At 44.1% G+C, this 26052-nt stretch carries 17 protein-coding genes; all 17 read right to left on the reverse strand.

All coding sequences use genetic code 11. The annotated features are described in order from the left end of the window. Positions 1-1026: 1,3-beta-galactosyl-N-acetylhexosamine phosphorylase N-terminal domain-containing protein (locus MH117_RS05910; protein ID WP_275444550.1), on the reverse strand; the 1026-nt coding region annotated here is incomplete at its 3' end. A 171-nt stretch (positions 1027-1197) separates the two neighbouring features. Beyond that, positions 1198-2001: a carbohydrate-binding protein gene (locus tag MH117_RS05915; RefSeq protein WP_239327766.1), complete on the reverse strand. Its 804-nt coding sequence runs from the start codon at positions 1999-2001 to the stop codon at positions 1198-1200. A 40-nt stretch (positions 2002-2041) separates the two neighbouring features. Further along, complete coding sequence (locus MH117_RS05920; RefSeq protein WP_239327767.1) at positions 2042-3637, reverse strand: response regulator transcription factor; 1596 nt, start codon at positions 3635-3637, stop codon at positions 2042-2044. Further along, on the reverse strand, positions 3612-5378 hold the full coding sequence (locus MH117_RS05925) for a sensor histidine kinase (protein WP_239327768.1): 1767 nt from the start codon (positions 5376-5378) through the stop codon (positions 3612-3614). Before MH117_RS05925 ends, MH117_RS05920 begins: the two co-directional genes overlap by 26 nt. 74 nt (positions 5379-5452) lie before the next feature. Beyond that, positions 5453-6640, reverse strand: coding sequence for a glycoside hydrolase family 88 protein (locus MH117_RS05930; protein ID WP_239327769.1), 1188 nt, complete (start codon positions 6638-6640; stop codon positions 5453-5455). A gap of 121 nt (positions 6641-6761) precedes the next feature. After that, positions 6762-8585, reverse strand: coding sequence for a DUF2264 domain-containing protein (locus MH117_RS05935; protein WP_239327770.1), 1824 nt, complete (start codon positions 8583-8585; stop codon positions 6762-6764). Positions 8586-8716: 131 nt separating this feature from the next. Beyond that, a complete protein-coding gene (locus MH117_RS05940) occupies positions 8717-9523 on the reverse strand; it encodes a gluconate 5-dehydrogenase (protein ID WP_239327771.1) in 807 nt (268 codons plus the stop codon). 41 nt (positions 9524-9564) lie between these two features. Continuing rightward, a complete protein-coding gene (gene kduI, locus MH117_RS05945; RefSeq protein ID WP_239328660.1) occupies positions 9565-10395 on the reverse strand; it encodes a 5-dehydro-4-deoxy-D-glucuronate isomerase in 831 nt (276 codons plus the stop codon). A gap of 210 nt (positions 10396-10605) precedes the next feature. Continuing rightward, the gene (locus tag MH117_RS05950) at positions 10606-13074 is read right to left on the reverse strand and encodes a glycoside hydrolase family 95 protein (RefSeq protein ID WP_239327772.1); all 2469 of its coding nucleotides are present in this window, start codon (positions 13072-13074) and stop codon (positions 10606-10608) included. 291 nt (positions 13075-13365) lie between these two features. Next, positions 13366-14019 carry an L-fuculose-phosphate aldolase gene (locus MH117_RS05955; protein ID WP_239327773.1) on the reverse strand — a complete coding sequence of 218 codons (654 nt, stop codon included), beginning with the start codon at positions 14017-14019 and terminating at the stop codon, positions 13366-13368. A gap of 273 nt (positions 14020-14292) precedes the next feature. Further along, positions 14293-14958 (reverse strand): bifunctional 2-keto-4-hydroxyglutarate aldolase/2-keto-3-deoxy-6-phosphogluconate aldolase, encoded by a 666-nt coding sequence (locus MH117_RS05960; RefSeq protein ID WP_239327774.1) that lies wholly within the window; start codon positions 14956-14958, stop codon positions 14293-14295. 63 nt (positions 14959-15021) lie between these two features. After that, positions 15022-15984, reverse strand: coding sequence for a sugar kinase (locus MH117_RS05965; protein WP_239327775.1), 963 nt, complete (start codon positions 15982-15984; stop codon positions 15022-15024). Between the two features lie 128 nt (positions 15985-16112). Then, complete coding sequence (locus MH117_RS05970) at positions 16113-17624, reverse strand: alpha-L-fucosidase (protein ID WP_239327776.1); 1512 nt, start codon at positions 17622-17624, stop codon at positions 16113-16115. A 302-nt stretch (positions 17625-17926) separates the two neighbouring features. After that, a complete protein-coding gene (locus MH117_RS05975; RefSeq protein WP_239327777.1) occupies positions 17927-22309 on the reverse strand; it encodes a polysaccharide lyase family 8 super-sandwich domain-containing protein in 4383 nt (1460 codons plus the stop codon). Positions 22310-22440: 131 nt separating this feature from the next. After that, positions 22441-23823, reverse strand: coding sequence for an ABC transporter substrate-binding protein (locus tag MH117_RS05980; protein ID WP_239327778.1), 1383 nt, complete (start codon positions 23821-23823; stop codon positions 22441-22443). 175 nt (positions 23824-23998) lie between these two features. Next, the gene (locus tag MH117_RS05985) at positions 23999-24835 is read right to left on the reverse strand and encodes a carbohydrate ABC transporter permease (RefSeq protein WP_239327779.1); all 837 of its coding nucleotides are present in this window, start codon (positions 24833-24835) and stop codon (positions 23999-24001) included. Between the two features lie 19 nt (positions 24836-24854). Beyond that, a complete protein-coding gene (locus tag MH117_RS05990) occupies positions 24855-25802 on the reverse strand; it encodes a carbohydrate ABC transporter permease (RefSeq protein WP_239327780.1) in 948 nt (315 codons plus the stop codon). Between the last annotated feature and the right edge of the window lie 250 nt (positions 25803-26052).

The following is a 26052-nucleotide window of genomic DNA, read 5'->3' on the forward strand; positions in this document are numbered from 1 at the left end:
GCCGACGACTGCATCTAGCCCGATGGATTTAAATTCATCCATATAAGGCTCGGTGCCAATAAAATGGTCACCTAAAAACATCATTGCTTCGCGACCTTCTTCATGGGTAATATCAACGAGCTCTTTAGCTAACAGTGCCACTTCGCGACGTTGGAAAGCCATAAAGTCCAAGTATGGTTTGGATGGAATCCGATACTGATTGTTGTAGTAACCTTCGTCAATAATATATTCCGGACGGAACTTATAACCAACTTCACGCTCGAACTGTTCGAGAATATAAGGACTGACGCTAGCGGAATAGCCGTACCAATCCACATATTTCTCTCGACGCAGTTCATCGAATATGAGGGTGAATTGATGGAAGAACGTTGTGAATCGTACTACATTTACATAAGGCTTGTCTCGCAAAAATTCACGCAGTCTGCCTTTAGAGAATTCCTTTGTTTTAGGCTGACGTACGTCAAACGTAATTTGTCGTTCGAAATCCTTCCACTCATTTACAACGGCGTTGTACATATGAACGGGATCCCAAATCAGATAGGCTAAGAAGCTCACACTATATTCATGGTATGGTATCGTGTTTGTAATGATTACCTGTCCACTAGCTTCATCATAGCGCCAGAGATTGGTAGGTACGACCTCGCCAGTGGTGCGATCGATAACTTCCCACCAGCGGTAAATATCATCGCGGTTGTTGACTTCTAACAAGTCTTCGCTAATCCCCTCCAATAAACGAATGGAAAGTTCAGTATTTGTAGCAACAACAAATTTCGTTGAAATATAACATTGCTGTACTTCGTCAGGGTTTGCCTTCGCCCAATTGTTGTCTTTGCGGGTTGTATAGTAAGTAGCGTATACTTTCGCTCCACATTCAGCTAGCTCTTGCGGAAAAGTTGTACCGTCTGCATCACGCACAGCATCTGCGCCCCACAACTTCATCGTTTTCAGCGTTTCTCCTACGATATCAAGATCGGTAGGGATGGTAAGGCGCCCGCTGCTTTGTTTGTTCTGGTTCTGATCGACCATTTGAATATGCTCCTTCCAAATAACTGATTGTTGATTACATCATACTCAGTGAGAAAGAGAGACCCAAGGACGGATTATGACCTTCCACGGGTAAAATTTTGACCTTTCCTACAAAAAAAGATATAGATCCCCCCTGCTCGCTGCAGGTTACGATCTATATCTTTTATTCGCTCACTTTACTTCATAGCCGTAAGCTTCAATTTGCGTTAGTGCAGGGAACGGTGACGGGTCAGCAGACTTGATTAAGTTCTTTACTGTCAGGGACTCTACCTGACGCGGCGTAAGCTTAATGACCTGCTTTGCATTCGTTTTTGTTAGATGAATCGTTTCACAATCACCATTGGAGAAGCAGACGGTTACTTGCTCCCAATAGTTATCGTGAGGGAAGTCCGCTCGCAGCGTAAGAGCGATGCAGTCAATTTCTACAGTGCGCCCAAATTGAACGCTCATTTCAGCGTCATCTTGTTGGTTAATGCCCCACGACTCAAATGGCCACGCCCCATGACCTGCATTAAAACAATTACCATTAATGGCATTGCGTGCGGCAAACACGGACTCTCCACGTGTTTCCACATTCGCAATTGCATGCGGATAACAACTGTCATTCTCATGTTGGTCGAACGGATTAAGGGCTACATTTTTGTAACTGGAGATTTCCGCCGCAGTCGCTAGACGCACGCTAAGCGCATGGATGTCCCCACTGTATGATTTCGGATTATAGGAAATTTTCTTCTCTCCACATGGAATAGTAAGTCGATAGCAAGTTGTCGCTAAATATACGAACGTTTCAGGCATCGTATCATCAAGCTGCAACATGACATATTGGTTGGGATGCTCGCTCTTTACAACAATTTGGTCACCTTCCTGATAAGGTTGATGATATACAAGCTGGGCTTGCCCCTGATCAGTTGTAGTGGCCAATACTCTATGATTTACATCATGAATTTCAATCGTAAACTGCGTTAGTGGTGTCATAAGATGATCATCTCTTTCCTTAATTTATATTTTGAAAGATTTACGAATATTCGTTCTTATACTCACTAGGTGTTACGCACATATACTTTTTGAATACTTTAGAGAAATAGGTACGGTCTGAGTAACCTAGTGTCAGTGCTATCTGCTCCAGCGTGTGCCCAGATGTTTTCAACATTTGTGAAGCAATATTCATTTTGTACTGATGTACATAATCAGTAAAATTGCTGCCAGTCAAGCGTTTGAAATAGCGTGAGAAGTAACTTGGATTCAAATACAAATAACGCGCAATATCAATGGAAGTAATACTATCGGCTAAATTTTGATCGATATAATGTTGAATTTGCTGTAACTTAGGTTCATGGCTGCTAGCTTGTGTACCTCGCCCTTGTTTCCCCTGTTTATCATTAGACATGGCCATCGCAGTTAGCGGGCGTTCCGCTAATGCAAGCACATCAACAAGGGTCCGTGACTGCTCCATATAATTGTAAATTGCTTCATTGAGTCTAACCGAAGCTCCAATCGTCAGCTCGCGTAAGCAAGCTTGCAGCTCATGCAGGAATGCAGCAGGTTCAATCATTCTCGCCTGAAAATTTTGCTTCATATCCCCAATAATACGTTGTATGCCATCTATATCATGAATAGCTAATGCCTGCTTCAGTTCAACCTTATAGTTGTCCAACTCCCCTGCAGGCAATTGCAACCTTGTTCGCCCCATCGCCTGCTGCTGATCAGTAATCAGCATCGACTCCCCACCATAAAACTCATATTTATGGCTTAATAAGGAGTGATAACACGTACCCAGTTGCTTAAGCTGCAGCTTATCACTAACCGCGACGCTTACCAGCTTCAATTTCATATATTGTGTAACTCGCTCTTTCAATTTTTGCAAATAGCTGTTGAAGTGCAGCACGTTGTTATCTGCTAAATTATCGTGATAGTTATACACAATGACAAGATGCTGCTGCTGCAAAAATGGTGTGATCCCTTCATAGTTTCGTGCTAGCTCTTCCGCAATATTGTAGGCGGCATAACAAATTAACGATAACGATTGCTGTGAGTAATGTTCATCGTAACTAGCATACTGTACGTGAACAAGACTGAGCATATAGAAAGGACTGTTCCAACTTACTCCAATGCTAGCAGCATAATTAAGGATTTCGTCCACATTCGTTCGATCAAGCACTCTCTGTAATAAACCTTGTTTGAATAACTGTGAATTATAGGTTGAAGGTTGTACACTTACAGACGAGGTTTGCTTTTTCAGTAAGCTCAGTGACTTCAACAAACTTTGCTGCAACTGCTCTGCTGTTAACTGATCTTTAATTAAATAATCGTCAGCCTGAAGCTTAAGCGCCTGTCTCGCATAGTTGAAGTCTTCATGACAGGTTAAGAAAATGACACGTACATCCGGTTTGATTTGGCGAAACTGTTCTGCTAGCTCAATCCCATTCGTCTGTGGCAAGCCGATATCCGTTATCACAATGTCTGGAACGGTCTGCTGAAACAGGTGGATTGCTTTTACACTGGAATACGTGGCAGCTACAACTTTCGACTGTAATTGTTCCCAATCTATCATTTGCTGCAACAATTTGAGCATTGGCACATCATCATCAATAAGCATCACTTTGTATATCACTGGTTGTCCCCCCGCTTGATGTCACTGGAATCTGCATCCGTGCCGTTATCCCATTATACCTGTTATGTGCAAAAGAAAGCGTAGCATCTGAACCGAAAGATAGTATCAAGCGTTGAGCGACATTAACCAATCCGACCCGCTCATAACTAGGATCAGGTTCATCACTGCAGCGCAGCACGCTTTCATTCAGCCGATGCAACATGGATTCATCCATACCTGCTCCATTGTCGGCAACCTCAATAATGATTGTATCTGAGTCCTGATAGACAGAGATCCAAATTTGAGATTGCTTGCGCATAGTATCATTGCCCAATATATCCTCTATATCTACATCAGTGTCGACAAAGCCATGTATAATCGCATTTTCAACTAACGGCTGTAGTAATAATTTTGGAAACTTAAGCAACTGCAATTGTGGCTCTACATCGACTTGCAGTTGAATTGGAATGTCACTGCGCATTTGCATAATATCAATGTAGTGAGCCATTAACTCACACTCTTCTTGCACGGTTGCCAATGTATTAAATTTCATATAGGCACGCAGTAAGCTCATTAAAGAGTCAATTCTGCCACTATGCAGTCGATCATCCTGCAGCATTAAGCTGCACTTAATTGAATTAAGTGTATTCAACAGAAAGTGGGGGCGAATTTGCATAAACAGCGCCTCCAGCTCCAACACACGTCTTTGCTCCTGCTGCCGCTCCATCTCATAAATGGACTGTTGCAGCTGATCCAACATCAAGTTAAACGTCTTACTCACCGCTGCTAGCTCATCTTCTCCCTTAACTTGTAACCTGACATCTAGCTTACCGTTACCAAATTGTCCTGCTACCTGCTGTAATTGCTCAATTGGACGGTGCAGTCGTTTAGAGATCAGCAGCGCAAATAAAGAGAATATAAGGACAAAAAGCATGACTTCAGCAGCACCGATATAAAGTGTTCTTGAAAAGATACCTCTAAACGTGTTGTTGCTCATCTCATACACAAGCTTCCACCCGTTTTTGCTTAGTACGACTTCGGAACGCATACGACTGTCCATCTTATTTGTATCAGATGCAAGCAATTGTGTTGAGCCAGCAATCCGCTCACCATGATCATCTAAGAGGGCAACATCCCATGACTTAACCGATTTTAATGCATTTTCGAAATAGGACTGTTCAATTCCAATCAGCAGCACTGCCGTATGCCCTTTACTGACACGATCATAGATGACACGAGCAATATAATATTTACTCGCGCCTTCTTCTTCGAGTAGTCCTAACCACTGTAGCCGTTCTGGCTGTTGGAAATTAATTTTGCTATACAATTCGGGCAAATGTGGTATTAATTTAGCCGGCTCATCATCTCCTGAAGGGATAATAAAATGCTGGCGGTTAATTAAGTACATATGCGTCTGCCTATTCAACGTTTTCGAATTGATAAGCGAAAATACAGCTTTGATTTGTGAGAAATTCTCATAATCAGCAAAACTATTTAACTGCTTCACATCCGCAAATTGACGCAAGCTCGTTTTGAAGCCTGTATCGTTTACAATATAATGGGAGGCAAATGTAGCATCATCGATCGTTTTGCTAAATTCTGCACCGATTACATTCAACATGTTTTCGTTCGTTGCATGGAGCTTATCCAGCATCGATTCTTTAATTAAATAAAACGATTGCACAGATACAGCTACCATCGGTACGATAATAAACAGCAAGAAGGAAAGTAACATTCGTTTATAATAAGTTAAGTTGAACATGATGTTTGCGTCACTTCCCTTCCTTTGACATCCGTTACTGTTCAGACCAAATCATCGACTTTATCTTCTTACTTCTATTTACGCTCATACCAATAGCCAGGAATACCGCGTGCAAGACGCATTAGTGCTTCTAAGTAATAATAATCGCCCCAAATCATATAATCATCCGGGGACAACCCACCATGGACATAGTACGAGCCATGCTTAAGCAAACCTTCCGCTGCATCGTCACCAATCGTAGCGTAGTTGTTCATCAACGACTCCATACTGGTTGCCAGCATCTTCTCGAAATAGGGGCGATCGGGGTCAGCATCATCCAGATGTGAGATAAGCTCCACCAGTCCGGCAGCTACAATCGCTGATGCTGAACTATCGCGGTACGTATCAGCCGCCACAGGTGCGTTGAAATCCCAATAAGCAACATTGTCCTCAGGCAAATGCTCAAGGAAATAGCGCGCCATGCGCTTAGAAGTCTCCAAAAATGCTGCATTTCTCGTATATCGATAGGAAAGTGCAAAACCATATACGCCCCAAGCTTGCCCCCGCGTCCACGTCGAACCATTGCTATGGCCCTGATGAGTAGCACCACCGATTGGAACACCAGTCTTGGGTTCAAAGAAGAATGTATGATACGAGCTATCATCACCTCTAACGATATAGCGCCGCGTTTTCTCTGCTTGGATTTCTGCAATTTCTCGATACTTCGGATCACCGGTCTGTTCGCTTGCCCAATACAACAATGGCAGATTAAGCAAACAGTCGATAATGATTCGACCCGCTTCTTGCTCATTATCTTGCGCTCCCCAAGCTTGAATGTAGCCGCTGCCATCGCTCGTGTTACGCCAACGATTCAATAAATGATCAGCTGCATCCAGTGTCAACTCACGAGCACGATCATCGCCTGTAATGATCCACTGCGCCTTGGAAGACAAGCTAAATAGGAAGCCAATATCATGATGGTCCAATACAACTTTTTGCTCCAACCGCTGACGGAAACTAGCCACTGTAGCTTCTGCTGCCTGCCGGTAACGTTCATCTTGTGAATACTCATAGCACAGCCACAATATTCCCGACCAGAAGCCATTTGTCCAGTCGTTGTTATCGTTTAGTTGATATTTCCCATTAAGGCTAATATGCGGAAACTGAGTTCCAAACTTCTCAATATTGATTAGCGTTTTCGCTAGAATGTCTTCAATTGCATGTGTGTAAAGTTTATTTGCTTGCATCACCGTTGTTTGCGTTCCCTCTGTAGACATCTGCATTTCAGTCCTCTCTCAGAAAAATAACTCAATGCTAACTATATGATAGCGGAAACATCCCGCATAATGTAAGCGTATTTTTTTGTAGATGTGTGCACAATTTTTACCTTTTGATTTATTTTCCTTACCTTCTATTCACTTTCACCGTTGTCGTTTGCTCGTTATAGTGCACAATTACTTGATCTTCTGTCAGCTTCACCTCAGGCAATTGCGACTCGCAACCAGCAGGAACTCCTGCCATCACACTTACTAATACATGTGTGCCTGGCTGAAGTTCTGCACGCAGTGCAGGCATCAATGTACGCTCATAGAATAGATTGGTGTTAGGCTCGACGCGAATCATCTCTGCTTGTGTGAATCCTGTAACCGCCTTGGCGATGGTGTTCCCGACAGGCGAATCGTAACTTGCCCAGCTCGCCTCGACTACAGCTGTGTCGTCACTGCTAACCGTGGCAAACGGCGCAGAGAAACTGGCATCATAAGCAATTAATGCACGGCTGGTTTCCAACTCGTGAATGCGTACGTGGCTGTCACCACAAGGGACAATCGTACTCCGAATCATAACTCCCGCTTGCGGCTGCCAGTTATGCACAAGTCGATCTTCATGCAGCTCATAGCTCGTGTCGAGCGGCTTATCACGAAAATGTACGCCATCCTCACTAACAGCAAGCACACTATCAAAAGCACCTTCGTAATAGTAATAATTACTGCGCGGCACACTAAAGCCAAACACAGTCGAATAGACAAATTTAGAGTACTTGGCGCAAGCATGGTTCTGATAGCCAATAAATTGACCTACCGGATACATAAGCACATGCTGCGAATGATGCGTATGTTCAATCATCGCCTTCATGCTTGGCAGCGACAGTCGATCCACTGATACCTTTTGCTCTACTTCCTCTGCCTGCCAATACGGATGGTCATCCGAAACAGCAAGCAATAAGAAACTTTTGAACGCCCAGTATGGGGAACCCGCACCGTTGTAGCCCTCGCCCATGACCAAGTTTTGATAATGATAGCCTACGCTTAGCACGCCATCTGCCGTAAATATATTATGATTCATCCAGCTTCGCATATTGCGTGCATACAAACCTTTAATAACGCCCCATGGTAGCGCTTCAACATCAGCCAACACAAGCGCACTCCAGAAGCTGGCTTGCGCAAAGCGATACGCTAGACTGCGACCGAAAGGAATCGCCTCTCCCTTGCTATCGAACCAATACTGGTAGCTGCGTGCAAAAAGAATAGCCCGTTCTTTTAACCTAGCCGCCCGCTCTGGATCTTCATCTCCCATAAACGTAACGTAGATTAAGCTATAGTAATGAAACGCCCATGGGATATAATAATCAAACTGCTGATCCACACCGTCAAAATACCAGCCATCGCCGACATAGCACGACTCAATCAGGGCAAAATCTTGTTCAATCATCTCCTGAGAATAATTCATGCCTAGCCGTTTCAGTGCCACATTAACTAAGATACGAAAGAAATGCCAATTATTCGGTGCCAAACGACGTTCATTAATTTGCCATAACCAGTCTGCCAAATGCTGCTGTTCCGTCTCGGATAGAACATCCCACGTTTTGTCTGGTGCAAGCAGCAGCGTAGTTGCGATCGATGCCATCTCGACCAGCAGCTGATCTCCGTCCCTCATCTTACCATAATAGTGTTCGCTGTGCGGGTTGCAGCACGCCGCAAGTCCATGCATCCATTGCTGTCGAAGCTGCTCGTCATCATAATGGACGAGAAAAGGTCCCAATCCCCACAATATTCTTAAGAATCCTTCGGCATCTCTGCGACTTTCGGTATAGATCGTACCGTGGGTTCCTAATGCTAAGTGTCCCGGCTGCTCTGCTGATCGTGACCTTAGCGGCTGTACTAACGTCAGTAGTGCTGCTGCTATATCGTCACGATTTTTCCACTGCATTTTACGTATTTCTTCTATCACGATTGTTCTCCCTCTCTATCCGTTTTAACAGCAAGACAAACCTCTTCACTCCCCTTGCGCACCTAACGAAATTACAAAGACTAACAGCTAAATGCTCCTGTTAGTCTTTATTTTGATCTTCCTATTCGAAATTAAGGCTGCTTACCGATATAGGCAAGAATTCCACCATCAACATATAAAATGTGCCCATTGATAAAGTCACTAGCTGGTGAAGCTAAGAATACCGCAGGACCTGCTAAATCCTCCGTTTCGCCCCAACGCTCAGCAGGTGTCTTGGCAATAATAAACGAATCAAAAGGATGACGGCTGCCATCAGCTTGTAGTTCACGCAACGGCGCTGTTTGTGGCGTAGCAATGTAGCCTGGGCCGATACCATTACATTGGATGTTATATTTTCCATATTCAGAAGCGATATTGCGAGTTAACATCTTGAGACCGCCTTTAGCAGCAGCATAAGCAGACACGGTCTCCCGCCCTAATTCGCTCATCATCGAGCAAATATTGATAATTTTACCGCCACCTTTATTCATCATCCCTGGAATAACCGCTTTGGAGACGATAAATGGTCCGTTCAAGTCAATATCAATTACTTCCCGGAACTCCTCCGCACTCATTTCGATCATTGGAATCCGCTTAATAATGCCAGCATTGTTGACTAGAATATCGATAACTCCAACTTCCGCTTCAATCTGCTGCACCATCGCTTGTACACCTGGCTCGTCGGTTACGTCGCATACATATCCGTGTGCATCAATTCCTACTTCCTTATAAGCAGCGATACCGCGTTCTACACCTTCTGGCTTGCGATCATTAAATACAATTTTTGCACCCGCACGCGCCAGAGCGCATGCCAATTCAAATCCAATCCCATACACTGCACCTGTAACGAGAGCTACCTTACCATCAAGGCGGAAACGTTCTACCGAAAATTGTGACATTTTAATACTCCCTTCTCTATATACCATTTCGATTCATCTATCTACTTTAGTTCGTCCATAGCGACCATATCCATATCGGTATACGTGATATTCTCACCGCACATTGCCCAAATAAATGTATAATTGCTAGTGCCTACGCCAGTGTGAATGGACCAGCTTGGACTAATAACAGCTTGCTCATTGCCAACAACGAGATGCTTCGTCTCATCCGGTTTGCCCATGAAATGAAATACTTTGTTGTCAGCTTCCAAATCGAAGTATACATACGCTTCCATGCGTCGCTCATGCGTGTGGCACGGCATCGTATTCCAAGCGTTACCTTCTTCTAGGTGCGTATAGCCCATTTGCAATTGACATGACTGACATACATTCGGATGAATGTACTGATAAATTTTGCGCTTATTCATTGTGTTCTCAGCACCGGTCTCCATTGGCTTAATGTTGTCAATGGAAATACGTACATTCGGATATTTGTGATGAGCCGGACTAGAAGCAATATAAAACTTTGCTGGATTACTAGCATCTTCACTAGCAAACAGCACTTCTTTTGTCTCTTTTCCGATATAATAGCCATCCTGATTGCTCATCGATTCACGTACACCATCAATCGTAATAAATCCTGGACCACCGATATTAATGACACCTAGTTCACGACGCTCCAGGAAATAATCAACACCCAAATCTTTACTAAGCTTAATCTCCAACGACTCTTTCGCAGGTGTTACGCCACCAAAAATCAAACGGTCATTATGCGAGTAAGTCAAGCGAATTTCACCGGGAACAAACACCTGCTCCACTAAAAACTCCTTGCGCAATTCTTCTGTTGTCATGCGTGCGATCGATTGAGGTGCATACGCATAGCGTGTCTCCATAGTTTGCATATTTTCTAGTTCCTCCCGATTTCATAGACTTGGAATCATCACAATGAACAATGCGATCATTCGATATTGGATCTACAACCATCATAGTGAATGCATTTAACAATAGTAAGCTAATTATTTTGCCCGGTTGTGAACAATTTTGACTTTATTGCCTATTCGAATTCTTTTTTTCCTTATAATGTATACTAACTCAGGAGTAACCTACGCTAAGTTCACTGTAACGGTAGCTCCAAGCGGGATATCCAGCTGATAGGTATGTGGTGCAGGCTGTGTTGCGACCACTGCCGTTGATGGCTTACCCATACAAAAAGTAAGCGGAACCGCACTATAAATAACACAAGGATTACCAATCGCAGACGTAATCTGCGCTTGTTGCAGTTTGCCTGCCTGCCATGCCATATCAATGGTAAAGCCACCCCGAGCACGCAAGCCAGTAACATGACCCTGCTGCCATGCAAGCGGCAAAGCTGGCAGCAATCGGATTTCATCCCCGTGCGACTGCAATAACATCTCTTGTATCGCTGCTGCTCCACCAAAATTGGCATCAATTTGGAATGGAGGATGGTCGCCGAACAAGTTCGGATGTACCGCTTTGCATAATAAATTACGTAAACTCAGATGTGCCTGATCTCCCTCATCTAACCTTGACCAGAAGTTTGCAATCCACGCTTGACTCCAGCCTGTATGTCCTCCACCATGGGCTAAACGCCGCTGCAACGTGAATCTAGCAGCTTGTCCGAGTTCAGGGCTACGATGAGGAATGATCTGTTCCCCTGGATGCAAAGCAAATAGATGAGAAATATGGCGATGCCCCAGCTCTACTTCATCATAATCAACCGCCCACTCCATAATTTGTCCATGGCGGCCGATTTGCGGCTGTGGCAGCTTACTGCGCGCTTGCCTCCATTGTGCCATCAGATGTTTGTCCGCTTTGGCCTCCTGTTCCATATTCTCTTCTAAATCCAATTTCAACAGCTCACCAGCACGGATACATGCTGTAAACAACGCATACAATATTTGCGAGTCCATCGAAGGACCAAAGCAAAGCGCCCCGACTTCACCTTGTTCACTACGATACGAATTTTCTGGTGATAGAGATGGTACGGTCACCAGCTGTCCTGACGGCAGCTCCAATAAGAAGTCTAAGAAAAATAACGAGGCTTCTTTCAACACGGGATACGCACGTTCGCGCAAGAATGAAAGCGAGCCATTGTAACAATAATGCTCCCACATGTGTAGCGCAATCCATGCACCACCCATTGGCCACATATTGGCGCTCACATATTCCCCGTATATGCCTGTATCCGCCCACAGATTGCTGCTCGTGTGGGCAACAAATCCGCGTGCACCATAAATGTTGCGTGCTGTTTGGCGTCCATTGATGACTAAGCGTTCAATAAAATCAAAAAGTGGCATGTGACATTCGGCTAAATTCCCCGTCTCGGCAAGCCAGTAGTTCATTTGCAAGTTAATGTTTAGATGATAGTCCGATTCCCATGGAGGCGTATAGCTATCGTTCCAAATCCCTTGCAAGTTAGCTGGTAGAGTTCCCGGTCTGGAGCTCGCAAGCAGTAAATAACGCCCGTACTGATAAAACAGAGCCTCCAGTCCATTATCAGCTGCACCTTGCCGGTATCGCTCTAATCGCTCTGACGTGGATAAGGATTGCTCTCTCGGAATCTGCTGCTGTAGCTCGGTTCTGCTTCCTTTTTCCGCTTCCAAATCTAACGTCACACGGTTAAACAACGGCTTATAATCATCCAAGTGCCGCTGCTTCAATGTCTCATATGGCACTTTAGCTGCCTGTTTCGCTTGTTGCGAAGCAACAGCATAAGCATCATCACAGCGGAATGAAGTCTGTGCTGCTACAATGAGCGTGACTGCACGAGCTTGGCGAATATCAAGATAATTGCCCGCCGTCTGACACTGTCCACCTTCAACTACTGCGCGTAACACAACGGCATAACGTACGCCATCTGCTCCTAGTTGTCCTTGCATGGCAATAGCTTGCCTATCATCGGACTGAATAATTTTACCGGTGAATGGTCTACGATCGATTTTAGCCGCAAAGGTTAAGCCTGCTGCAGCGGTCGTGGTCATCCGGATGACCAGCACTTGATCAGCGGCACTAGAAAATATCTCGCGGCTATACTGAATTGCATCTTTCTGAACCTCACCCGCTGCCTTAGTTGCCGTTCTTCCTTCCTTATCTTGGCATGCCAATTCATAATTTACCTGAACCAAAGCATGCTCCAAATCTAACTCACGACAATAATTGTTGATTGCATGAGCCTCTATATCCGAATCAAAATCCAAGAACAAGTTACCTAATGTCTGATAAGGGTTAAAATATTGTGGTACGTTAGTCATATGCTTCAACACTAACTTTTCTGCCTTGCGCACGTTCCCCTGCAGCAGCAAGTTTTTAATTTCCGGCAGCGTCGCCTGCGCAGATCTGTTATTGTTATCTCTTGCACCACCATACCAAATCGAATCTTCATTCAATTGAATCTGCTCACGCTGTATACCGCCATATACAACGCCCCCTAAGCGCCCATTACCGATTGGAAACGCTTCCGTCCATTTGCTAGCCGCTGTCCGCTCAAGCAAATAATAGCTGCTCTCTTCATTGCGGGTGCATTTATTTATGTCACATCTGACATGCTTCATTAAGCTACCCTCATTTCTTTAAAGAATCCTGTGTAATAGCTCGTATTCTATTCCCAATATCGTACTTCGCACCATTATATCGACATTCCACTAAAAAATAGATGCACGATTATGACCATGTTTGTGTCGTTTATTGACCTATCGGAAGTTTCAACTGCATACATCATGCTCAATTCAAATCATGTAACAACCAATACTCATTAGACGTTTTTTTCTGGTCATACGGCACAAAAAAATCGGACGATTCATACTTGCTGACTCGTCCGATCCTCATATATCATTTCGAATGATTTAGACAGTGCTTTTGCGTTGTCCGTAAGATTTGAACTTCTCTACCATATGATGCATTTCGGCATCAGGCAGCACTATAGGTTCACCGACACTCTTCGCGAGCACGTAAAGTTGCGCACAGTATTCCAACTCCTCAACTATGTTGAAGGCATTAAGCAAATCTTGTGATCCCGCCAATACGCCATGGTTGGCTAGGATGACGGCTTTCCGTCCTGCCATCGCTTTCGTGGCATTAACCGCTAACTCATGTGTACCAAAGGTGGCATATTCGGCTACACGCACATTTGGGCCTGCAACAGCAATCATATAATGGGTAGCTGGCAGCTCCCAACGCAAGCAGCTAAGCACAGTTGAATACATCGTGTGGGCATGGATAACAGCATCCATATCATCACGCGTTTTATATTGCGCTAAGTGCATTTCCCATTCCGATGAAGGCAGGCGCATGCCTTCGACGACATTACCATCAAGGTCGAGAATAACGATATCTTCGGGTTCAATCTCGTAAAAATCAATTCCTGTCGGCGTTATGGCCACAGTCCCCTGCTTACGATCGAAGATGCTAAGATTGCCGCCCGTGCCTTTCGTCAAGCCGTTCTCGACTAGCTTTTTTCCGTATTTTATCAATTCATGTCTTGCTTGTTCCATTAACATCTCTTGTTAGTTCCTTTCTATTGATTTCTAATCGTTTATGTAACCGTTTTCGTAACCGTTCTTACTGATTCACCGCTTAACTTGCTCCCTAGCAGGATTGTAGACTCGTATCCAAATTGAATCCATCCTTTTGTGGACGTGCTAGCTTCATTTTGACGGATTTGGATCGCTATATGCAAGTAGGATTGATCCTCACGAGCAAATTAAGACATAAATATAAAGAAAAGAGCAAGCAGCAAGGCATACATGGCCTTACTACTTGCTCTTTATATTTTATATCTCTTTCGCCTGACGATAAGCACTAACATAAGCGGCAGCTTTCTTCCGAATCAACGAAAAATCCTTGTTCTTTACGGCTTCATTCGTCAAATCGGAACCGATCCCTACCGCAACCGCTCCGGCTTTTATCCATTCACCAAGGTTATCCAACGATACACCGCCGGTTGGCATAATGTTAGCCTGCGGCAATGGGCCTTTGATCGCCTTGATTACGGATGGCTCATACAGGTTGCCTGGGAATAGCTTGACGATATCGGCTCCAAGCTCAAGCGCTTCATGAATTTCCTTGATGGTCATTGTTCCTGGCATCACCGGTACACGATATCTATTACACAAGGTTACGGTATCAGCGCTAAGGCAAGGAGACACTACGAATTGAGCACCGCTAAGAATCGCCGCGCGTGCCGTTTCAGCATCCAACACAGTTCCTACGCCAATAATTGCATAAGTAGATTCATCCGATGAATCCCATTTATAGGTTTGAGCTAGTTTCTCAATCGCTTTTAACGCAAACGGAACGGTCATCGTAATCTCTATCACTTTAATTCCGCCACGTATCGCTTCCTCGGCCATGGCAACAACTTCTTCTGCCGTTTCACCGCGAAGTACGGCAACGACACCTTCCTGTACAATCTTCTGAATAAGCTGCATTTTCTTCATATCGTTCTCCTCACCCATCTCTTTTTTACTTCATCAGAAATTCATTTCCGTTTACCAAATACCTTATCGCTCAACATGCGTCTTACCGGCAAGCAATCGCTCGATTTGTGCTCCACTAGGGAGACCTTCCCAATCGCCAACATTCTGGATTACCTGTGAGCCGATCAAATTACCGAGACGAACCGCCTCCACAAGACTATTATCTCGCAGCAAACCAGCTAGAAATCCGGCACAGAAGCCATCTCCAGCTCCGACAGTATCGACTACATGATCAACCTTATAGTAAGGAACCGCTGACAGTTTACCGTTGTCCAGAATATAGGTTTTGTCCTCGCCACCTTTAATAATGCTTACAGCGGACAGCTCACTGAGCTTGGCTACGATCTCATCCATCGCTTCCGTCTCATACAACAGTTTCAGTTCATCTAATCCCGGTAAGAAATAATCTGCTTTTAGCGCCAATGGCAAAAGAACCTTTTGTGCTGCTTTAACATCCCATAGCTTTAAGCGCAAATTCGGATCAAAGCTTACTTTGACTCCGTGCTGCTTCGCAATGTCCATAGCTGCTGCCGCTGTCTCCGCGCAGGATGTGCTTAACGCAGGTGTGATCCCGGTAATATGCAAAATCTTTGCTCCAGCAATATATTCCTCATCCAAGTGCTCAGGCGTCATTTTACTAGCCGCCGATAGCTTGCGGTAATAATAAACAGAGCTTCTTCCAGCCGTATTCTCTCGAATCATGAGTCCTGTTGGAGCTTCATCTGTGAATGAAGCGCGTGTAACGTCTACGCCTTCTCCCCGCACCATCTTATAAATCCGCTGCCCGAACGGATCATCTCCAAGCCGGCCGCACCAGCCTGCGGAATGTCCAAGTCTTGACAAACCGATCGCAACATTTGTCTCAGCTCCACCAAAGGATGGCGACAAATTCGATGTGTACTCAAGACCTTTTCCTCCCTCGGCAATTAATAGGGCCATACTTTCCCCGAAGGTGACCACTTCCGGATGAGAATTTATATTGTTCATTCACCATCACCATCTCTTTCCATCTATCCGATAATCATAGCTTTTATCTTCTGCCACTTTATAGGCTGCATTGACAGCCGTGTACATCCAGCCTACAAATCTATTGCTAGTTACCACATATAAGCTCCCTATGATTCGTCCTGAAGAACCTGACTATAGAACACCTCGAATGTGGACAAGTTTGGCCACCAACGTGAGCCTGTGATTTGAAGGCGCAATCGACTGCTGCTTATGGCTGGAAAATGGCAAATTCGCTTGTGGCCGATAATCGTACCATCCAGAATTGGCCGCCACTCCCCTGTGCCTGCACCTGTATTCGTGCCTGCCTCTGTAGTTGCAGCAGCATCAGCTTGCCAATACTCCAAGCTGAAACGTTCAATCCGCTGCGTATAGCGATACTCCTGCAGTACGATATGATCGAACGTTTGCACTTTTCCTAAGTCGACAGTGATACTCGCCACCTCTGTACCTTGCTCAGGTGCCCAAAACGTATCTCGATTGCTATCTAAGACATTGGCAGCTTCATGTCCAGCCATCGCTTCACTGGCCGTAGCAGCTGCATCACGCGCCACATTTGTCTCAAACGTATTACGAATCCAAGCCCCCAACTCCTCTAACCGCTGCACATCATTCTCGTGGAACAGACCGCGCGTATCAGCAGGAATATTTAGCAAGAGTGTTGCATTACCTCCGACCGAACCATAGTACACATTCCGCAGCTCATCCAGCGACTTGACTTGATCATCTTGACTCGCATGATAGAACCATCCCGGACGAATCGATGTATCTACTTCTGCTGGATACCAGACAAGCTCCGCTACGTTCGCGATAATGTCGCGGCTGCCCAAGTCTTCATCTTCTGAAGTGAAACGCTTGGCGAATTCAGCATGATCTTCCCGCTGTGAATGTTCCTGAATTCGCTCCTTATCCTGCAGCTGCGCAGGTACTACGCTCCACTCCGACTTGCGACAATGCCCTGCCTCATTGCCACACCAGCGCACATCCGGTCCACAAACCGAAATACTCGCCTCTGGCTGCAATTCACGAATCAGTGCATAATAGCCATTCCAATCATATACCTGCTTTTTACCGTTAGGCCCTTCACCACATGCCCCATCAAACCATACACAAAAGAGATCCCCATAATTCGTCAACAGCTCGCGCAATTGACTTTTGAAATATTCATTGTAAGCGGGGGAATCCCCATAACAAGCCTCATGACGATCCCAAGGCGATAAATAAATTCCAAACTTCAACCCTCCTTCACGACAAGCATCAGCCACCTCACGAACGACATCTCCCTTGCCATCTTTCCACGGGCTATGCTTCACTGAATGCTCCGTATACTTACTAGGCCATAGACAAAATCCATCATGATGCTTGCAAGTCAGAATCAGCCCTTTCATCCCTGCAGCCTTACAAGCACGCACCCATTGCCGCGCGTCTAGTTGCGTTGGATTAAATATATCTGGCTGCTCCTGCCCACTGCCCCATTCCTGGTTTGTAAACGTATTTACAGTAAAATGTACAAAAGCATAAAACTCCATCTCTTGTATCGCCAACTGTCGCTCTGACGGCCGCACCAACGCTGCCGCTTTCACTTGCTCTGTTCTTATAGCTCCACCGCTGTTAATAACCATCGCCCCCCTCTCATCTTCCCTTAGCAATATATTGAAGAATATAAAAAAGATATAATTCGTATCTATATAGAAATTAAAAACTAACTAAGGTACATAATAGCAAACCAAAGATAGGTAGAAACATGTATTATTTTTTTATAAACATGCAATATTTTGACCTTAACAGCGAAAGCCAAGATCCTTAAAATCAGACCTTGGCTTTCGATTGTTTATTTTAACCTTTACTAACTCTAAAACTCTAAACTGGCAGTAACTTACGGAACATTCACTTTTGACCGCTTATCTACAAAATTCAGCATCACTTATTTCAAACCATTTAACATGCGTAGAATTAAAGTAACTGCGTCGGCTCTAGTTGTAGAAACATTAGGATTAAATTTACCATCCCCATTCCCCTTTATCAGACCTGCTTTTGCAGCTGCTGCTACAAAGGGTTTGGCCCATACTGGAATCTGATCTGCATCATCAAATGTCAGCGTCACATTTGGATGTACTTCAAGACCCCGTGCACGGACAATCATAACAACGAGCTCACTTCTGGTCACTTCTTTATTTGCACGGAATGTACCATCTTCATAGCCTGAAATATATCCCGCTTTTGCAAGTGCTTGAATGAATGGCCGTGCCCATGCTGGTGTTTGACTTTCATCCACAAAACCAAATGCTGTATGCACTTGCTCCAATTTCAGAGCTCTAGCTAACATAGTTGAAAGCTCACCGCGAGTTATTGTACCATTCGGCCTGAAGGTTCCATTCTCATAGCCTTTTACAAAACCAAGTTCAACTGATTTTTCAATGGCAGCCTTAGCCCAATGATCTGTGATGTCTGACAAATCTACTTTAGGCGTTTCTGGATCAGTAGGTTTCACTGGTTCTATCGGTTCGGTAGGTTCTGTTGGTTCTGTTGGTTTAGGATTAGGTGTTGGTGTTGTTGGACCCGGTGATGGTGTCGATCCGCCACCCGTTGAGCTAGCTTCAGTCCTTACCGTTACAGGGAGACCATCACTCCAGTTTCCTGCTGTATCACCCGCTTTAACCTCAAAGTTATAGCTCGTGTTTGCTGTTAGACCACTGACAGTATAGCTCGTAATATGACTTGGTAATTGAATGAATTCAACACCATTCTTGTATATCTTATAACTGATTACACTTGTATCATCCGTTGCTGCTGTCCATGAAAGTAATAGACTCTTTTCACCAACACTTGAAGCTAATAAATGTGCACCTTGCGGCCATGTAGGTGCGGTTTTGTCTACCGGTATATCGTCTTTATACGCTGCTGTTACTTTAACTGCTTCACCTGGCATGATGAACGTATACTTGTTAGTGTTTGTTGAATCTTGGGTTAATGTCAGGCTTGCTGGCGTTACGATCCACTTTTCGAACGCTTTACCCACAGGTGTATCCAGTGTAACAGTTACGATTTCACCCTTCTTGGCAGCCTGTTTATCTGCTGATACACCATCCACATTTACGGTGTAAGTCTTTCCGAGATCAAATGTTGTCGTGTACGTCCTGCCAAGCGATCCTGAAGTGTTGATTTCAATGCTAACACCATCTTGTATCGGTGTAACTTTCATACCCGTATCTGCTGCTAACAATGTCAAGTTCGGTTGATGGACTTCAATTGTCACTGTGTTTTGCTTTTGGGTTGGGTCCGATATCGCAATTGTCAGTTCACCACTGTCTTCTTTCATGATGACAGCAGCAGCGGATTTGGCATTGATACTCCCGACAGAACCCGCGCTCCAAAAATTCGCTGTAGTGATCCCAAGCTGTTTATTGCTCACTGCCTGAACGGTTGATGTATTGCTCAGCACTTCGACTGCTGGTTGTTCACTATATGCTTGTGTTTGTGCCGTCGTCATACCCGGAAGCAACACATACTCGTAACTAGCTGCTTGTGGATTGGTCCCATGTTCAAAGGCAATGCTAGCATAGTTGCGTGTCAACTTATCTTTCGATTGAGCGTTGTTAATGTCATACCAAGAGCCTGTTCTCGCCTCGCGTACGACATGTAGTGTAGGCGCAGTTGGGAAGTAATAGCCCATATCTGCACCAGAACCTGCACGATTGCCCGCCAGGTGCGCCCAGTTTACATCGTCAAGATCTGCTGCATAATCCAATGCTGTAGGCACCTGCACCCCGTTAATTATAAATGCGTTATCACCGCTGCTATTCAACTTACGATTATCAACAATCGTCTCTACCGGTTTTACAGCGGCCGACGTTTTACTAATATCTGTACCGAGGGCTACAATTTCATCGTCGAACATAAACCATGATTTCTTACCACTTAAATCACTGCCCGTTACTTTCGTTAATGAGAAATCCATGCCGCTTGCACTATACAAATGGTCTAGTAATGCGCCGCCAACATGACTTTTCGTATTGTAATAATAGGCCCATTCGCCTGGCATCTTCCCTTCTCCAGAACCGTCTGTCGTCGTGCCTGGCAAACGGAAACTATTAACCGTTGCCCAAAATCCATCGCGATATTGCAATAAGTCTTCATTATAAATATAGGTCATGCCAAGAGCAGTATCCCAACCTTTTAAATTCTCTTTATTGCCCATCTCAAAGGCAGAAATGCGGTCTGAGAACATACTTAGCCCAAAAGCATAATTCGGGCGATGATGCGCAACACGGGCCATACCGTTGAACATGTAACTGTGCGACAGCTCACCGCGCGGTGCAATGGGATCATTCATCACTTTCTTCAGCAACACCACACTATAAATCGGCAAGCCCTTATAGTAATCATCAAAGGTTGTATCCTTGCTTACCCATTCCTTAACCATACTACGTATGTTAACGCTAACTTCTGGAGGTGCACCCTCTGCTAAACTTGCTAAAGCTACAATCGTACCGCGAGCCGTACCCGAATCTTTTCTGGAGATCCCCCGACCGTTAACCATATCCATGTACAGCCCTTTGTAAATAACTGGTTCAAACGTATCACTCACCCACTTATAAATGTTAGCTACACGTGGGTCAGTCACTGGCCATGGTGAATTGTTGAGCAAATAGGTGATATCCGCCGTGCGGCTGAGCCAAACTGCACCATAGCCAGCCGTATAAGCGATATTCGCATGCTGCACCAGTGAACCATCTTCATATACACCATCACCATTCGTGACATAGTTGTATTCTGATGCAATTGAATCCCGTCCTTGCGTAATTTTAGCGCTATTCCTACCAATTACGCCGCGAAGAGTTACAACAAGCGCTTTGTCCAGCAAATTGCCACCGGTCTCGATCACGGAGCTATTTTGCACCCGCTTTGTTGGGTTAGGACAATATTTATCAATTGTCCGTATAAAGTTGCCTATTTGCTGATCATTCAACTCATCATACATAAGGATCAAACAATCATTTAACAGCTGTGGTGCACCGATTTCAAATCCCCACCAGCTGCTAGAACTGCTGTAGGATAAACGCTCGTTATAACGCTTAGCGTACATCCAATCCAAGGCACCTATAATGGCATCCCGCAGCTGTGGATCGTGATAGAAACGGGAAGATTCTGTATTGTAAGCGGTTGCCATTGTTTTAATACGAGTAAACTCGCTAACCATGTTGTTGGCATGCTGCTCCTTCGTATCAACACTATCCGTAAGATCTGACCATAAATATTTGCGACTGTTATCATTAGTACTAAGTGTATCAAGATAACCACTCTTCGTGGCATTGGATACACTATTGTCCATCTCAGCTACTAGTGCCTGAATAGCAGGATCAGCAGCAAGGCTAGCATCTGCAGCACCGACTAACTTCTGCTTCCACCGTGAACGCAATTGGTCATAAGCAGCTGTTGTTTCTGCGGAGTCTACACCAATGTTACTTTGTGCCTTTATCATCTGGTCTTCTGTTGCAGCAGTAATTGTAGCTACACCTGCAGCAACTGCTGTTACATTACCAACTTGATCAACAGCAGCTACGTTCTCATTGGTAGTACTCCATATTACTTTGGGAGATGGTAGGTGATTTGGAGTAATGGATAATGTAAGCGGTTTCGTTTCTCCAACCGTCATCATCCTTGCCGTCGGTTCAAGCGTTAACCCCGTTATGCCGTCATATTCCTCCAGTCGAATGTTATCAAACCACACTTTGCCGGTACAATTTTCTAAAAACAATTCAACAAAAAATTTGGCACCACCAGCCGGCACCGTCAAAAAAACTTGCTGCATTGTCCAATCATTTGTACCATACACTTTCGTTGAAATAGGTCCATCTATTAATTTTGAGTTAGAAGCATTCTGCACAGAGGTGCGAAAATAAACGCCGCTGCCACCTGCAATATTTTCGGCTTTATACCATACTTGTAAGCGGTAAGATTTACCGGCCTCAACAGGTGCCTTTGTATTAATAGATACGCGGCTTGTTTTGGAAGCATCAATCAACAGCGATTGCTGACCACTATACTGATTATAGGTATCGACCGTTACACTTACTGTTCTCCCAACGGGTTTACCAGAACCTACAGGAATCCATGTGTCCCAATTAATTGGTGCGGGATTTGTATCCGTATATTGCGTCCAAGTCCCGCTCGGCACCGCTGTCATTTCGAAATCACCATTTGGCACAACATTATTAGTATTAGATGACATCGCCACACCTGTACCAACAGGCAACAACGTGACTACTATCGTAATTACTAGTAACAAACTTAGTATTCTTTTCATCACTCTTCACCCCAGCCCTGAGCATATACTTCAAAGGCGTCCCTATCCACGCTATTTACGTAATATATAGCATGGAATGTAGAGACGCCTTGTTTCAGCGGATTACTACTTATGATGTTACTTACTAATCGTTACTTGTTCTCTTTTTCCTTAATAATCTTTGTTGCTTCTTCAACCATCCATGCTTGTACTTTTTCAATTGGCTCGTTGCTAAGCATAAATTTGCTGAAGCCATCGCCGATCACTTTTGTTAAATCAGCACTCGAAGTGGTTAGCACCTTGGAAGCATCCAAATACTTAATATCGTCACCAAACAGTGTGTATTTTAACGACTCTACATCGTACTTGTCCGTGTTTTTACCGATCATACGCTCCAATAGTGCAGTTTGATCTGCTTTCTTCCAACCGGAAAACTCTAGTCTATTCGTTGAATCTGCTGTAGACATAAAGCGCATCAGCTTATAGGACTCTTCCTTGTGCTTCGTTGTTGAACCCATTGCTAATTGCGAACCACCAACAAAGTATTTACCGTCCTCATATTCTTTAGGCAAAGCATTCTTTGGAGGCAAAGGAACTGGCGCGAAAGCAGTCACAAAATCATGTGGATACTGCTCAAGATTACCTGGATCAGGAATCGTGAAGCTACCTGACATGATCGCCGCTGCACTTCCGCCGAAGAATTCACTGCGATAGTTAAGCTTAGCTGCTAAAATATCCGCGTATGGTTTCGCTGACTTATCTACGCTCTCCATGTCTTTACGCAGTTGGAAGAAGTACGGATAGGTCGGGTCAGCCAGAATTGTACTGCCATCGTCATAGCGGAACGGATCTTTCATAACCGTTTGCGCTGGGGCATTCATATACAATTCCCATGTATGGAAATATGTGCCGTATCGTTTATCTACGCCTTCACCTTTTGTTAGCTTCTTCGCATAGTCACGATAGTCATCCCATGTCCAGCCGAATTTAGGAACAGGCAGTCCCGCTTCATCCAAAGCATTCTTATTGAGCATTACATACGTATAACCTGATGTATATTGCATCCCGTAATACTTGCCATCTACTTCCGGATTTACATAATACTCATCCGTCGCTTTCAAACCTTCTTTATCATAGAATTCATTTAGTGGCGTAAATGCACTGCGAACTGCTCTTTCAACGACCGCTGATGAACTTGGTAATTGAACGACGTCTACTTCATCTCCTGACGAAATAAGAAAGTCTAATTTCTTCAACATTTCTAATGAATTACCTGGAACGAGCACGACATGCTCAACTTTAATACCTGGGTTAGCTGCTTCAAACTCACGCAGCATTGCGTCTGTAGCCCCTTCTTGGGAATCATTATCCCAGTTATAGTACTTAAGCGTCACTTCTTTCGTCCCTGCATCTGCAGTACCGTTCGATTGTGCTGATTCGTCAGCAGCTTTGCTTCCACAAGCGCTTGTAAACATCATTAATGCTAGCAGTATACATGTGGACATAAGAAAATTACGTTTAGCTTTTCTTGCCATGTGCGAATTCCCCCTAAATGTATTGTCTTAACCAAGAGGCTTGTTAGCGCTTACAGACACAGTATATAACGTTTGCAACTTGCTTGCGTGTATAATTTTGTGCTTGTGCGATAACGATTTTGACCTTTTTGAAGACTCTAATGATGTCTACGGAATGATCATGAGTCTGTATGGCCTAACCTTTCACACCACCAAGGGCGATCCCATCAATAACTTGTTTCTGCAATACAATAAACACAATCAACAGAGGAATAATCGCTGACACTGCCGCCATCATCATAATTGCATCGTTGGTCGTGTAATCATCCCTAAACAATGTCATGCCTAGCGGAACGGTATACAATGATTTCGTTTGCAAGAAGATTAACGGATTTTGATAATCATTCCACGACCAGATGAACTTAATAATCGCCACCGTCGCGATCACGGGCTGACAGAGTGGAATCATAATCGAAGTGAAGCTACGCAGGTGCCCTGCACCGTCAATTCTAGCAGCTTCCAAAATATCATCACTCACACCGGCCATAAATTGACGCAGTAAAAATGTAAAATAGATTGAAAACATCCCCATAAATATTAGTGCTGCATGGGTGTCATATAACCCCATCCAACGAATCAGCATGAAGCGAGGAATGAGCGTCGCTTGATCCGGAATAATCATCATGGCTAGCAGCATGGCAAATACGAAGTTTCGACCGCGAAATTTTAGTTTCGTAAATGAATAGGCTGCCATCATTGATATGATTAGCGATAATACAGTAACGATAATCGATATTTTAATTGAATTCAGATAAATATTGGCGAACGGTACATTTTCCATCCATACTGCCTTAAAGTTATTAATCACGTTGATGGAGCTCGGAATCCATTCAATCGGAAAGCGCATCACATCTTTTTCAAATTTGAATGCCGACGATACCATCCATATTAATGGAAAGATGAAAAAAATGGACAATATCCCCATTAACACTGTAGCGACAATTTTAGAAAATTTATTACGTAAGTTTAGCATCAATATTCTCCCCTTTCTATTAAAATGATTCTTCTTGGCGCATCTTCCACGTTGCCGCCGTAATCAGACCGATAATCGCAAATAACAGCCAAGATATTGCAGATGCATAGCCCATATTGTAGTTGACAAAACCTTCTTGATAGATGCGGAATACAATTACCGTTGATGAATTATCAGGGCCGCCTTCGGTCAAATACGAAATAATATCGAACACTTTAAATGAACCAATTAGCATCGTAATGAGCAAGAAGAACGTCGTTGGTCGGAGCAGCGGGATCGTGATATTGAAAAACTTCTTCAGCCCCGTCGCCCCATCAATTTCTGCCGCTTCATATAATTCTTCGGAAATATTGGACAATCCCGCCATATATATAATAATCGTATAACCAAGCCCTGCCCACGAACTAATAATGGCAACCGCGATTAGTGATGTTTTCGGATCAACGAGCCATTTCGGGGGATTCGATACACCAAGATCCATTAGAATTTGATTAATAGGGCCTAGTGAAGGGTGGAACAAAATGCTCCACACTGCTGCCACAGCGATAATCGAAGAAATGTAAGGTATGAAGAATACGACTTTAAAATAACTTTTAAAGTACACTTTACTATGAATAACAACCGCTAGCACAAGCGCAATCGCTATCGGCAATGGCACGGTTAACACCGTATAGACTAAGTTGTTGTATAATGCCTTCCATATGGTCGGATCTTGAAATAAATGAATGAAGTTTTGCAAACCGGCAAATTTAATTCCTGATACCCCGGACAATAAATCCCAATCTGTAAAACTTAAATACAACGAGAAACCAAGAGCAAATACATTAAGCAGCAACATACCTATAATTTCCGGCATTAAAAATAGCCACCCAACTAATGCTTCCTTTCTCCGTGGCGACCAAAATTTCTTCACTACGTGCTCCACCTGCTGCTTCGGGAGCTGATAACTTGATTTTGTCTCTTCCACTATGATGTCACCTCAGCTTATATTTTGTTGACTTCATCATAAGCGGCAGACAAGGTAGAACAAAGGATGGATTATGACCTAGTGGGGTAAAATTTTGACCTTTGTCATGTAAGGACAAAGGTGGGCTTAAAACCTGCTGAGGGAAGTCAATGTTTTTTTAGAGCTTATTAAGAGCTGTGTTTTCAGCAACTTTTTTTTGAAAAATGTCTCTAAAACAAAAAAATGCCTGTAATCCATACAGGCATTTTTT

Origin of the sequence: Paenibacillus sp. ACRRX (assembly GCF_022346885.1) — a bacterium.
Taxonomy (GTDB): domain Bacteria; phylum Bacillota; class Bacilli; order Paenibacillales; family Paenibacillaceae; genus Paenibacillus_B.